14 protein-coding genes and 2 riboswitches are annotated in these 13,729 nt (G+C 35.0%); all 14 genes read right to left on the reverse strand.

All coding sequences use genetic code 11. The features are described 5' to 3' along the window. Nucleotides 1–84 precede the first annotated feature (84 nt). The 14 genes from eutA to BR77_RS09060 all read right to left on the reverse strand — a co-directional run bounded on the left by eutA (nt 85) and on the right by BR77_RS09060 (nt 13,611). Complete coding sequence (gene eutA / locus BR77_RS09000) at nt 85–1,515, reverse strand: ethanolamine ammonia-lyase reactivating factor EutA (RefSeq protein ID WP_015075437.1); 1,431 nt, start codon at nt 1,513–1,515, stop codon at nt 85–87. A gap of 228 nt (nt 1,516–1,743) precedes the next feature. Continuing rightward, nucleotides 1,744–3,171, reverse strand: a complete 1,428-nt coding sequence (locus tag BR77_RS09005; protein ID WP_015075436.1) for a sensor histidine kinase — start codon at nt 3,169–3,171, stop codon at nt 1,744–1,746. Continuing rightward, nucleotides 3,164–3,736 (reverse strand): ANTAR domain-containing response regulator, encoded by a 573-nt coding sequence (locus BR77_RS09010; protein WP_010053958.1) that lies wholly within the window; start codon nt 3,734–3,736, stop codon nt 3,164–3,166. Before BR77_RS09010 ends, BR77_RS09005 begins: the two co-directional genes overlap by 8 nt. 102 nt (nt 3,737–3,838) lie before the next feature. Next, nucleotides 3,839–4,183, reverse strand: a complete 345-nt coding sequence (eutS, locus tag BR77_RS09015; RefSeq protein WP_010053956.1) for an ethanolamine utilization microcompartment protein EutS — start codon at nt 4,181–4,183, stop codon at nt 3,839–3,841. Nucleotides 4,184–4,390: 207 nt separating this feature from the next. Beyond that, nucleotides 4,391–5,527, reverse strand: a complete 1,137-nt coding sequence (locus BR77_RS09020; protein WP_010053955.1) for a 1-propanol dehydrogenase PduQ — start codon at nt 5,525–5,527, stop codon at nt 4,391–4,393. A 476-nt stretch (nt 5,528–6,003) separates the two neighbouring features. Continuing rightward, nucleotides 6,004–6,151, reverse strand: a riboswitch (adenosylcobalamin (AdoCbl) riboswitch). 55 nt (nt 6,152–6,206) lie between these two features. Beyond that, the gene (locus BR77_RS09025; protein WP_010053954.1) at nt 6,207–6,782 is read right to left on the reverse strand and encodes a cob(I)yrinic acid a,c-diamide adenosyltransferase; all 576 of its coding nucleotides are present in this window, start codon (nt 6,780–6,782) and stop codon (nt 6,207–6,209) included. Nucleotides 6,783–6,800: 18 nt separating this feature from the next. After that, a complete protein-coding gene (locus tag BR77_RS09030) occupies nt 6,801–7,229 on the reverse strand; it encodes a EutP/PduV family microcompartment system protein (RefSeq protein WP_015075433.1) in 429 nt (142 codons plus the stop codon). Between the two features lie 14 nt (nt 7,230–7,243). Continuing rightward, nucleotides 7,244–7,435, reverse strand: coding sequence for a hypothetical protein (locus BR77_RS19090; protein WP_015075432.1), 192 nt, complete (start codon nt 7,433–7,435; stop codon nt 7,244–7,246). Between the two features lie 4 nt (nt 7,436–7,439). Then, nucleotides 7,440–8,129, reverse strand: a complete 690-nt coding sequence (locus BR77_RS09035) for an ECF transporter S component (protein WP_015075431.1) — start codon at nt 8,127–8,129, stop codon at nt 7,440–7,442. Next, nucleotides 8,116–9,756 (reverse strand): ABC transporter ATP-binding protein, encoded by a 1,641-nt coding sequence (locus tag BR77_RS09040; RefSeq protein ID WP_035064650.1) that lies wholly within the window; start codon nt 9,754–9,756, stop codon nt 8,116–8,118. The genes BR77_RS09035 and BR77_RS09040 overlap by 14 nt, the downstream gene beginning before the upstream one ends. Next, complete coding sequence (locus BR77_RS09045; RefSeq protein WP_015075428.1) at nt 9,735–10,616, reverse strand: energy-coupling factor transporter transmembrane component T; 882 nt, start codon at nt 10,614–10,616, stop codon at nt 9,735–9,737. Before BR77_RS09045 ends, BR77_RS09040 begins: the two co-directional genes overlap by 22 nt. Nucleotides 10,617–10,733: 117 nt before the next feature. Continuing rightward, entirely contained in the window at nt 10,734–12,113 is a 1,380-nt protein-coding gene (locus BR77_RS09050) for a prenyltransferase/squalene oxidase repeat-containing protein (RefSeq protein ID WP_231857792.1), read from the reverse strand. A 175-nt stretch (nt 12,114–12,288) separates the two neighbouring features. Beyond that, a riboswitch (cobalamin riboswitch) is annotated at nt 12,289–12,490 on the reverse strand. Between the two features lie 202 nt (nt 12,491–12,692). After that, a complete protein-coding gene (locus BR77_RS09055) occupies nt 12,693–13,223 on the reverse strand; it encodes an ECF transporter S component (protein WP_010053946.1) in 531 nt (176 codons plus the stop codon). Next, on the reverse strand, nt 13,213–13,611 hold the full coding sequence (locus tag BR77_RS09060; RefSeq protein ID WP_015075425.1) for a DUF4430 domain-containing protein: 399 nt from the start codon (nt 13,609–13,611) through the stop codon (nt 13,213–13,215). Before BR77_RS09060 ends, BR77_RS09055 begins: the two co-directional genes overlap by 11 nt. Between the last annotated feature and the right edge of the window lie 118 nt (nt 13,612–13,729).

Below are 13,729 nucleotides of genomic sequence, written 5' to 3' on the forward strand. Positions count from 1 at the left end.
GTCCTTCTCTAACATTTATTAATCAGTGGTTTAATTAAATTGCTTCTGAAAACTTTAGCTGCAACCATCGTTTTCAGATACTACCTAATTAAAAACCAACGTCTTCACAACTACGGGTAGCACTGTTCCATTGGCAATCGGATTCCCAATATCAATATAATCTCCATTTTCAACACGGACACTGTCTAAACAGACAAATGGATAATCTTTTGGTAAAAGACTATGAATGCTTTGTCCCAAAGCTTTCGCCATATCTTCTTGCACCATAACAATTAATGGATCTTTGCGCTGAATTAAAGTATCTAACCCTTTGACAATTGCTTCAGCTAAATTTAAAACAGTTTGAAAACTGGGACTCTTCTCACCAGATAGCCCGAGGGCAATCATTTGAAATTCATTTTCCAGTTGATACCATTGCAACTTTTCACTAATTTTAGAAGCAATTTCCTGACTCGTTCCAACTTCATCAGCTAGTGCTAATTTTAAGATTGGAATATTTTGAATTGGTAAAATTTCCTTTGTATACGTAATCGTACTCCCACTAACTTCAGCAGTATGAGAACCAGCACCTACAACCGTTGCACGAATTGTTTCAACAGATGGAATGACTTCTTTCTCTTCGACTAATCTTGAGTTCGCAATTCCTTGCCCTAAGAGTAAACCAATGTCACCATATTTAAATGGATTTTCCGGTAAGTTTTTAGCAATACAATCCGCAACTCCGCCTGAAAAGGAGATACCTTTGATGCGTTGATCTAAGCGCAAGCCTTTATTTGTTAGAATTCGTTCATAAAAATTACTTTGCATGCCTAAGCCAACACTATTTTCTAGCAAGCGCACCATTTCTTTAATAATTGGTTGGAGTTGTTCAACACTTGTTGGTTGGTTTAATTGGATTGGCAGGTTTTGCTTGGCAATGATTTCTTGCAATTTTGGTGCAATATACGTAATTTTCTTAGTTGTCGAATCAACTTTAATTAAGCGTCCACCAATATCCAAACAACCTGTATCACTAACTTCACCGTCTTCAAACAAAGCTAAGTTGGTTGTTCCACCACCAATATCTAAATTCACAACGGACATCCGATTTTCCTTTGAGTATGTGTGAGCACCAGCACCTTTACCAGCAATAATACTTTCCAAATCAGGACCTGCAGTCGCAACAACAAAATCACCAGCAAATCCACTTAAAGCCGTTAAAACTTTACTCGCATTTTCTTTACGGGCCGTTTCGCCAGTTATAATGACTGCACCCATTTGAATTTCTTCTTTTTGGATACCCGCTTTTCGATATTGTTCCTCAACAAATTGTTTAATTTCTTCAACGTCAATTAAATTATCGGCTAAAATTGGTGTAAAACGAATATCACTTTTATAGATAACTTTTTTATCAGAAATCACAATGCGTGGAATCGAAAAGGCTGAGGCCATATTTTCAATGAATAGTTCGGATAAAACTAGCTGGGTAGTGGATGTGCCTAAATCAATCCCAACACTTAGAATTTTTTCTGTCATTGTACTGAGCTCCTCCTTTGCTAATGAACTGGCTTCGTGACTAATTTAAAACAATACAAAATTCAATTTAACCCTTAAAAACTAAGCTGACTTTCTAAAAAAAGCATAATAAAAAGCAAGGACGACAGTCGGCTTTTGAGCCGCTGCATACCTTGTCTCTAAGGCGCTAAAGCGTCAAGAGGCAAGGAAAAGCGTCATTGCTTAATGAAACTGACATCGTTGTCAGTCTTAGTTTTTAAAGAAGAAACGCGTACTTGTACCAGTTTCTTCTTTTGATTTAATTTTTATTTTGCCACGTAATTTATCTTTTACATAGCTATTTACAATTTGTAAACCTAAACTTGTTGTGGATACTTTTTTAACATCAAATCCAGTACCATCATCTATTACTGAGATCGTAATAACTTTTTCTTCTGCTTGGGCTGTTAATTTAATCAACCCTACTTGTTCATTTCCAAAGGCGTGGTCATAACTATTTTGAAGTAATTCATTAACTATTAAGGCAATCGCAACTGTTCGGTCACTATCTATCACAATATCCGGGCTAACATCACTGACAACTGTAATGTGGTTTCGATCCAAAAAACAGCGCTGGATATTATAGACAACTGATTCTAAAACAGTTTTTAATTGAATTCCGTCTTCAACTTGTTTTGATAGTAATTCATGCGTAGCTGAAATGGCTAAAATGCGACTGACACTCTCATTCAAAGCTGTTTTTGCTTCTTGGCTCTCACAACGCCTAGCTTGAATACGTAATAAAGAAACAACGGATTGCAAATTATTTTTTACTCTGTGGTGAATCTCTCTAATCGCAACCGACTTAGAAATAATTTCAGCTTCTTTATTTTTAATTTCAGTCTTGTCTTGTAACATCATAATAAAAACATTTTCCTTATCAACAAAAATTTGCTTCATTGCAAAATAATAAGTATCAAATTTAATTTCTTTGATTTCTGAATTTGACCATTTCCCAATTGATCTCAAGTAGACTAATTGTTCAAATGTAGATAAGTCTAGGGATAGATTATCATAATGTAAACCGATTATATTCCCAATATAGCCAAATGCTTCATAGTAAGAATCTGCTGCTTTATTTTTTTGTAATAAGTAACCAGCTTCATCAAAAATTAAAATTCCATCATTTAGATTATCAACAATAGATTCATTAAATGAGTCTATCGCCTGCAAAACGGAGGAAACTTCAACAAAATCCTGGTATTTATTGCTAACTTCAAAGCTTTCTTTAATTGTTTGACTAACATCTTCTTCAACAATTAAAACGGCAATATTTCTTTTATGATTTCGAATTGGATAGACTTTTTGTCTGATTAACTTGTCTTCTTGATTACGTGCAAGCAAGCCTTCTGAATTAAGAGCTGTTTCAAAAGTGCGTAAAACGCCAGGTTCATTTTCACGCTTCGCTGCTTTTCCTACAACTGTCTCTTTATATAACGAAGGAATAGTTAATGGAGGTTTATGATAAATAACCACCGCTTCACTAGTATATATGTTAATAATATCAATGAACGCATCTTGCTCAGAATACATAGGACTCATTTCTATTTTGCTAGCTTGAAAACTAATTTCAGCAATATCTTCTTCAGTTAAATCAGAATATTTTTGACATAGTTCAGCAATCTGAGCTTTAATCATCTGTCATCACAATCATTTCAGCGATTTCAATCATTGGTGAACGTTTATCCATACTGAGAGTTCGAATCATCTGATAAGCATCTTCTTCAGTAATTTTGTTTTCAATCATTAAGATGCCTTTAGCACGCTCAATAATTTTTCGTTCTTCTAGTTTTTTAGTTAACTTGTTTAATTGTTCTTCTAATTTTTGTGTTTCTTTGCCTTTAGCAATACTCATTTCAACCGTCGGAATCAATGATTTCTCATCTAAAGGTTTCACTAAGTAGCCTAAAGCACCGAAATTTTTTGCTCGTTCAGTATTTGTAGGATCGCTAAATGCTGATAATAGAATAATGCCGCCTGCTAAATTCTCAGAAGCAATTTTCTTTCCTGCTTTTAAACCGTCTAATAAAGGCATTTGAATATCCATAATGACTAAATCGGGATGTTGACTTTTACAAAGTTCTATTGCTTCAAACCCGTCTGAAGCTTCGCCTACAACATCGTAGCCGCCTGCTTCTAAAATATCACGAATATCCATCCTTGTAATAGGTTCATCATCGACTATTACAATTCTTCCATTCATTCTGTCACTTCCTATTCTTTTTTATTCAAATAAAACGTTAACAAAGGCATTTAAGAAAATTTCAAAGCTTCTTATCCAAACAATCACTACACAGTTAGACACTTATGTTTTTGTAATTCTAGTACCTGTGAAACCTAAAATTGTTTCAAGTCCACTTAATACTTCAGATAATGCTGACTCGACTGAAGCAACATCTCCTGTAATTACAACTGATCCGCTAAAGCGATCAATAAATCCAATCTGAACGTTTGCCGCTTTCGTTGCAATATCAACAGCAATGATGGCTGCTTCACTAGGTGTGATTGTTAAAATGCCAATCGCATTATAGTTACTTTCCAATAAACCTAATTTTTCATAGATTGTTTGATCTGGACTAGCGATAATGTGCGCTAATGTGACTTGTTTTCCTGGTACATACTCTTGAATCATTCTTTGTTTCTCTTCCATTTTTCCACCTATTTTCTACATGTTATTGGAAAATCTGACCTAAAATTACTTGTTGATATCATACTTATGTTAGAAAAAAGAACATAAAAAGCCCCTTAAAAAAAGACAGAATCTCTTTTAAGGAGCATCATTGCTCAGTAATTGTTTATTACGCACGCCTTTGTGCTCGTCATTATTATATTCTAGCTGGAAAGCGATGTCAATCCTCTAAACTAACATTGTCTCTAAAATCTCTTCAATCTCTAATTCTTTTGGTATTCTTGGATTTGTTGCCGTACATCCATCTTTTAGTGCTCCAACAGCAATAGCATGCTTTTCTTTTGTGAACACTTCTTTAGTTATGCCACATTCACTTAACGTTGTTGGCATATTTAATTTTTTTTGTAATTGTTTAATTTCATTAATTAAACTACGGACACCTATGCGTGTATTACTAGCCGGTAAACCTAAAAGCTTAGCTAGCGCCGTGTATCGCTTAGCAGCTTCACTTGTTGGAATACTTTGGAAGTCTGTGATTCCAGCGTTATAACGAATAACATGTTGCAAAAGTAATGTATTCATACGACCGTGTGGAATATGGAATTTCGCACCAGCGGTATGAGCAATTCCATGGTTCAAACCTAATGACGTAATGTTAAAAGCCATCCCAGCTAAACATGAAGCATTGTGCATTTTTTCCCGTGCTTCCATATCGTCTCCATTGCGATAAGCTCGTTCTAAATAATCAAAAACAAGCATCACGACTTTTTCACATAAAGCATCCGAATAATCATTGGCTTTAGTTGACACGTAAGCTTCTAGAGCATGGGTTAAAACATCCATTCCTGTATCAGCTGTAATTGCTGGTGGAACTGTTCGAACTAATTCTGCATCTAAAATGGCTTCGTCTGGCAAAATTGCATCTGTTACAATCGGATATTTCATCGCTTTTTCTTGGTTGGTAATGACTGAGAAATTGGTTACTTCTGAACCTGTGCCGCTAGTTGTAGGAATCACAACAAAAGGCATTGCTTTGACTGTTCCTAATTTTTGACCAAAAAATTTCATAGCTTTGGCTGCATCAATTGCTGATCCACCACCAATTGCTACCATCATATCACCATCAAACTCATTTAATGCACTGATCCCTGCCACAACATTTTCAATTGGCGGATCTGGAATAATGTCACTAAAAATTGCAAATTCATTTTTAGCACTAATTCTTGAAGTTACAGCATCTATCATGCCTGAACTAACAATAAATGGATCGGTTACAATAAATATTTTCTTGTTCTCATACTCTTTCAAGCGATCTAACGCATTTTCTCCAATAAATAAATCCGTTTTAAAACTTATTTTTTCCATATCTATCAACATCCCTTTCAATCCTTTTTACAGGTATTTTTGTTTAATTTAATAAAAAAAGAAGCTTTAGAAAAAAGGCAGTCATCCTGCACATCTTTCTAAAGCTTCTTTGCTATATTAGATTATCCCCACACCATTGTGAGAAACTATTCAATTCATTTATAATTTACTACTTTTGAAGAACCCTGTCAATACCAATCTAGAAATTACATAGTAAGATAGGCAATCGAAGCACGTCGTTGTACTTATTCCTTCAGCATCGTTGAGAAGGTTATTGCCCACTGTCTTTTTATGCACAACATTGTGCAATTGGCGCTGTTTCCTGCAAGTTAAGACAGGAAACTCGATAAAATTTCTACTTTTACATAGAACAACTTGTTCACTTGAAGGCACCTACTAAAAGCAATGGACAATTTGGTTACACACAATTTTGTGTGACAAATAAAAAAAGTCCCAGAGACAAGTGCGCACTGGAACAAAAGCCTATTGTTTTGCCTCGAAACAATAGTACCAGAGTATCTTAGAAGAAAAGACCTGACTTAAAGCAATCATTGCTTATTACAGTGGCGGGACCGCGTTGGATTTTCACCAAACTTCCATTTTTCTAAAATAGCATGAACAAGCTATATTTTATCTGCTTTATTATAACATATTTGAATTTCTTTGCAATCGTTAGACTTTATTTTGTCGGACCATTATGAAAAACTTTTCCACTACGCTTGTAGCTAACATCTGGGCAATTAGCACGAAAGTTTACGACTCGAGCAACTGCAAAAAAGTAATCTGATAAGCGATTCGTAAATTTCAATACATGGCTATTTATTTCGGCTGTCCAAGCAACACTAACGATATGTCGTTCTCCTCGCCTAGCAACCGTTCTCGCCATGTGCAATTGGCTCGCAACTGGTGTACCACCAGGAATAATAAATTCCTCAATTTGAGGAGGTAACTCTGTATAGAAATCAATGCGTGACTCTAACCATTTTGTTGGCTCTTTTGTCATACGATAATCACGAATACCTTCTGGTGTAGCTAAATCTGTTCCACAATCGAATAAATATTGTTGAATTTCTGCTAATTCAGCTTTAATATCTGGATTTTCACTATCATTCATTTGACTGACAATATAGCCAAGTAACGAATTCAATTCATCCAATGTTCCATATGCTGTTACTCGTGCTGAGTCTTTGCTGACTTGCGCTCCACCTACTAAACGAGTCATACCTTTGTCCCCAGTTTTTGTATAAATTTTCATGATAGAATGAACCCCTCTCTATTGTAAATAATCGACTAATTCTTTAATCCCAGCATCTTCATAAGATGAAACTCTAAATACCACTTTAGCACCTGCCAAATAAAGTCTTTTTTCGGCAGCTAGAATATCGGCCTCATTTTCTGCTAAATCAATTTTTGTCACAATCCCAATCGTTGGTTTTGCAAAAAGGGTAGCAAAAAGTGGCGCAAAAACTTGTTCTTTTTCACTAACACTGGCTAGTAATGCCACTACCTCAGCTTCAGCTGCAGTAACTGTTAGGGCGCTATAATATTGACGATGTTGAATAAACTCACCTGGTGTATCAATCATATCTGCATGAAATTGAACAGCTTGTGTTTTATGATAAGATAACTCAACACCCTTAATTCTTTGACACAAGGTTGTTTTCCCACAACCAATTGAGCCAATAAACATAACTTTTTTCATAAGTTGTCTCCTCCTTAATAAAAAGCTCGTTGAGACGTTAAACTCCGGTAAGAAAATAGAGGAAATCGATATGGCGCTTTTTGCCATCTCGGATTTACATCTTTTTCTCGAGGAGTTGGCTCATAAGAGCTAGCTTTTTTATTTTTTATAGCTTGGCTATAATTTAAGCTAAATAAAAGAAAAACACAAGCTTTGATTTTTTGCATGGCTTTATTCTAAATTTATCAGTCCGTATTTTTTTTGAAAACGTCGAATAATTTTTAGCCATGATGGGCTGAATAGCCACAGGAAAAAAACATTCGATAACGCGTGGGCTAAATCAAAATAAAAACTTGCGGCATAGGCTTGGACAAATGCAATCCAACTCAACGGATTAATATAAGCCACCACATACCATAAATTCATAATCCAGCCAAAGAGAAATCCCCAAATGAAGCCAAAAACCAAGCGACTCCACATATCTTTTAGGATGGGAGAATCTTTTAATAAACCCGCTGTAAATCCTACCATTCCCCAGCAAAACATTTGCCATGGAGTCCATGGTCCCTGTCCTAAAAACATATTCGAAACCAAAGCTGCTGTAGCTCCAACTACAAACCCACTTTCACTACCTAACACCATTGCTGAAACGATAATGACGAACGTCGTTGGCTGAACACTTGGAATCATAGCAAACGGCACACGACTCGTTGCAGCTATCGCTCCTAGCACTGCAATAAAAACAATTTCTCGCGAATGAATTTTCTTCGTTTCAAAGCGACGATACAACGGTACCATTGTCGCAATTAAAAATAAAAAACTGACTAATAAATAATACTTATCACTAATCGCTACGGAAAGTACTAGCATAAAGATTAAAAAAAGAATCAATCCCCATAAATTCTTTTTAGCTCTTAACATATGGAATCACATCCTCCCATGTTAAAGCCCTTGGTAATTGTTTACGGACCAAACGATTAATTGCTGTTGTATAAAAGAAATTATCACTAAAGAAATCTTGGACAAATCCTTCAGAAATAATTTTACCATCAAATAACAATGCAGCTCTTGTGCCATATGCTGCCGCAAACTCCATATCATGTGTCGCCATTACGATAGTGGTACCTTCTTCTTTTAGTTTTTTTAGAAGCGTACCTAAATGATGCTTCCTAACTGGATCTAACCCTTTCGTTGGTTCATCTAATAACAGGATTTCTGGATTAGATAGCAATGCCAATCCTAAAGAAACGAGTTGCTGTTCTCCACCACTACAGTCTAATGGGTTTCTAGCAGAAATATGTTCAATTTCTAGTTCCATTAGCATTTCTTTTGCCGCCAAATCGGGATTATTCAACTTGATTTGGATACTACGCTGATAAAATTCATCAAATACAGTATCATAAGCAAAATGATAAGCAGGATTTTGAGAAACATAGCCAATTCGTTCATAGCGCTCCTGTAAATCAATTTTATTCAGTCTTTTCCCTTCTAGCGTAACCTTACCTCTACGGCAATTTAATAAACCTGCTAAAACCATTAAAAACGTTGACTTTCCCGTTCCATTTTTCCCAACAATACCGATCCATTCACCTTTTTTGATTGAAAAATTTAATTCTCGCAAAATGAAACGCCCATTTTTTTCGTATTGAAAAGCAATTGATTTAGCAACTAAAAAACGATTCTCATCCCTTTTTTCTGATTCATTTTTTTGTTCATTTTCCGGTGTAGATAAAGGTGGCAATGCTCGTTGGCCTGACAATACTGAAAAAGGTAACGAGGAGGATCCCATCTCTAAAAATAAACGTGGAACTTGCGGAATAAATAACTGCTTTTCAGCTATTTTCCATAAGTTTTGAATAGCAATCATCGGTGGACTGTTTTCAATAATTTCCCCCGCATCCATCATTACTAATTTTGTAGCTAAAGGGATAACTTCGTCTAGTCGATGTTCACTCATAATGATTGTAATACCTAATTCTTCATGGATTCTTTTTAATAATCCTAAAAAATCACGTGTAGCAATCGGATCAAGCTGTGCTGTTGGTTCATCTAAAACTAGTAATTTGGGTTGTAAAATCAGAACCGATGCTAAATTTACTAATTGTTTTTGACCACCAGAAAGAGTATGAATCGACTGCTCAAGTAAATCTTGGAAGCCTAAAAAGCTGATTAATTCAGCAATTCGTTTCTCAATAATTTTAGGTGGACAACCAATATTTTCTAGCGCAAAAGCTAACTCCCCCATGACATTATCCATCACAATTTGGTTTTCTGGATTTTGAAAAACCATACCGATTTCGGTTGCTGACCGAATATCCGACAACTCTTGATAGTTTTCATTTTTATAAAATAAGGCTCCAGTTCGTGTACCAATTGGCCATAATTCTTTTTTAAAATGACGTAATAATGTCGTTTTTCCACTTCCAGAAGAACCTGCTAAAACTAAAAAATCACCTTCTTCAATGACTAAAGAATTCATAACCAAAGCTTCTTTTTTTTCCTCTGGGTAGGTAAAACTTAAATTCCTTATTTCTGCCAACGCCACCATAACAATTCCCTCCCTTCCAAAATCAACGGATAGCTTACAAATAACAAAGTTAAAACTAATAAGACTTGGTTCTGAATAATAGATAAACCCAAGGTTCCTAACTCAGGATAAATTTGTAAATTTCCAAAACCATTTAACTTACCATATATACAACTAATTAAAATTAAAGCGCCAAAAATCAAACTAAGAATATCTCGCATTTCTAATTGATAACTTAGATAAGTAGTCCGTTTTTTCACTCCATATCCTCGTGCTTCCATGGAATCAGCTGTCTGTAAAGCTTCTTCCAAGGAACACACTAATAAAATTTGAACTAAATGCATGCCATTATACGCGCGTGTTTTTATTTTCCCAGTTTCCATTTGAATTCCTCGTGTTTTTTGAATCGCTGTTATTGTTGTTAATCGACGAATAAAAAGCGGAACAAAGCGCATCGTTATCATCGTTAGTAAAGCCAATTGAGGCGATATTCGCGAAAATAAATAGAGGAATTTATGACTAGAAATAACGCTATTGTAAGAAATAAAAATAATAAGTAAACAACTAAAGGATAATGCCATCAGAATACCATAGACTACAGCTTCTAACGTAATTGGATTAGGGCCAATATAGAATAAAAAATGACTTCCTCGATGATTTAGTAATGGATTAATAACAGCAATTGCTAAGATAAAAATCCACGAGCCTTGAATCATTTTTTTCATTTTTGCGCCATTATTTTGATAAAGATTAAACATAATTAGTACGATTAATTCCCCAATTAAAAAAATAGGATGTAAAAACATCATACTTAAAAGAATGACACCAATATAATAACAAAAACTTGTAAATGGATGAACTGAATTTAAGACAGTGCGCACTTTTTCACTCCTTTACTTTGTTCTACTTGACTCATTATCATAGAAAAGCATCAAATAAAATAGGTATCTATTTTATTTGATGCACAGAGCATATACATTATTTATAAGCGTATTGAATTAAGCTTTAGCGGTTTGTTTCTTTTTATTTTCATACCAAACGATTAAACCAATAAGCACAATACTCGTTCCTAATAACGCAGTAAATATGCCGAATTCGCTTGATTCACCTGTTTTCGGAAAATTATTTGTCTCATCTGATTTCGTATTTTCAGCTGTATTTGAAATCGGTGCTTTGATTAAATTTGCTGGTTTATCAGCCTCTTTTACAGCAACAGGCTCAACAACAGTCGGTTTCTCTGTTGGTGTAGGATCTGGTGTCTTCTCTTTTTCTGGATTAGTTGTTTCTGGCTCTGTTACTCCTGGATCTGGATTTGTGACTTCTGGTTCTGTTGTTTCTGGATCGGTTACTTCTGGATCAGTTGTTTCTGGATCCGTTACTTCTGGGTCTGTTACCTCTGGATCTGGATCAACAGGTGTTTCAATTAATTGAGGTACAGGATTGTTCACAAAATCGTAAATTGATGCTCCACCATTTAAAAAGGCTTTATACTGAGCTAAAGTGTAAGCTGCTTGATCTAAAGCCATCGAATTGCTTCCGGCATCAGTTAACAACCATTTAAATCCTCCATCATCTGTTCTATAAGTCATTAAAGCATCAATGGCATTGAAGTTTTTGGTAAATCTAGGTCCAGTAGGGTCATTTCCAGTCATTGTAAGACCCATTATAGCTTGTGAAAGGGAATTTGAATTTTCATTTGACCATCCTTTAAACCCACCTGATTCCAATTGAACTGTCGATAAATAATCGACACTTCGGTCTAAAGCTGCTGCTACTTCAGGCATATCTTTATATTTAGCTAAAGCAGTCATTGCCATTCCTGTAATATCAATATCACTAGCTGAACCAAAAAGCGCCCAACCACCGCTAACTTTTTGTAAACTAATTAATTTATCAATCAAATCTTGAATTGAAAAGACTGCATCTGCTGGCACTTCATAGTCTTTTGTTTGTAAAGCTAAAATCCCATAGATTATGCCGTTCGTTCCAGAATTAGCTACATCCATATGATATAAATCATCAATTAAATTATTACGTTGTGTTGCTTCAGAAATATTTGTCGGATCAGCCCCAATAGACACTAAACCGATAATTGTGCGCTCATAGTCAGTTGCCGAAAAATAAGATGAATGACTAATAGAAGAAACAATAGAATCATAATAGTCTTGGCGTAGTTCTTTACTCGCTGGTGTATTCGATCTTGCTATAGCTAATGCTTCCCAATCACTTGATATAAACCCATCAGCCAACATTTTAGCCGTTGCGCCATCAATTGCTTCGTCTACGGTTACCGCAGCATAAGCCGAACTTACTGGTACTGCCACAAACCCAATCATTAAAGTAAATGTTGCCAACAGCGTAATCAATCTTTGTTTCATATTTTTCAATTTTTTCTCCTCCAATTTCTATTTAGAAACACAAAAATAGACATCCAATGTTTATAAAAGGATGCCTAGAGACAGACTCATGCTAAAAAATAGATACACAAAGAAGCGGTTAAACTTTGCTTTATCTGATGAATTGTACTAGACAATTCATCCAATAAGAATTGTAGTAACTATGGGTATTAAGAGAGGTATCCTGACTCAAATTCATCCTACTTTCTCACCTTCCCGAATAAAAATCTATTCAGTGGTATTTGAGATTTCGTCATTTTTACAGTAGATTGGGGCTGTAGAGGATTTACACCTCTTTCCCTACTTCCTAATACATGTCGGTTTTGTGCTTTCTAGCACTCATTATAGGTAAATTTTTTACTAGTTACAAGTTCAATTTTAGCGAAGCACAAATTTTTACTCTTTTTTAGTTCTTATAAAAATTACCGTTTAGCTTTGTTTATACCGTTTTCATTCCTCTTTCAGTTCCGATTATCTTTTCGTACACAACAAAATAATGCTATTTACTTTATCAACTATAAAAAGGCTAGAAAAAATTCTAACCTTTTTAAAACACTCTATTTAATTAACAGCAACAAATTTTTTCAATAGTGGTGTTAAAATTGGAGCAAGTATAAAATAGAAGCCACTATTGCCAATTGCATGCATTGCGTCAAAAGGAACCCCAGCTAAAAAATAGGGCCAAAAAGCTTGAATACCAAAGAATGGGGCTTGAACTAAAGAGATAATAAAGCCATAAAAAAATCCCATCAACCCGCAATAAAAAACCATTACTAAAAAGGGAATTTTATGAATGTAAGGACGAATCACTAGACCCGTTAATAAAACAATCATAACAAAAGATACAATCTGGGCAATCGTCCAAACACCCATTCCTAACATCAAATTAGACGTCAAAATAGATAGTGTTGCTACAACAATTCCATCCCAAATACCTAAATGTAAGGTCAACAAAATTAAAATTACAGTTACAGGTTGAACATTAGGTAAAAATTGGAAAATCATACGACTAACTTGGCACAATGCCACCATCAAAGCTAAAAAGGCAATCCTACGAACAGTAAATCTAGATGAAATAGTGTTATTGTCCACTTAAATCCCACACAATTTCATCGCCATCTTTAAGCTTCGTGTCACTCGCTCCCACAGTTGCTGGAGCTCCATTGATATCATACATCCAGTAACTACCTTTTGTATTTTGTTCTGCGTTATCTTGTTCTTTACCCTCTATACTTTTGATAAAACCTTTATCTGTTACTACGTCAAAATTCTTTTCCATAGCTGTTTGTAAGTCTGTCTTTTCAGCTACTTCAATTTTTTTCTGATCAAACTCTTTGTGATTTTCTTTTAATATGACTGTTACTGTCACATCTTTAGTCTTAGAACTAGATGAATCTTCTTTGGTAACAGCTGCATTGCCACACCCAACGATTAAAGCAATAACCCCTATAGATAAAACTAAACGTATTATTTTTTTCATAAAAAAACCTCCATTTTTATTGTTAAACTTGCTATTAGTATAAAGAAGCCAGAGCACCACTACAACTAGTTGTAGCGAACTAAACAATTTAAGGCAAATCAAACCACTTAAAATTGAA

Source organism: Carnobacterium maltaromaticum DSM 20342, from assembly GCF_000744945.1.
Taxonomy (GTDB): domain Bacteria; phylum Bacillota; class Bacilli; order Lactobacillales; family Carnobacteriaceae; genus Carnobacterium; species Carnobacterium maltaromaticum.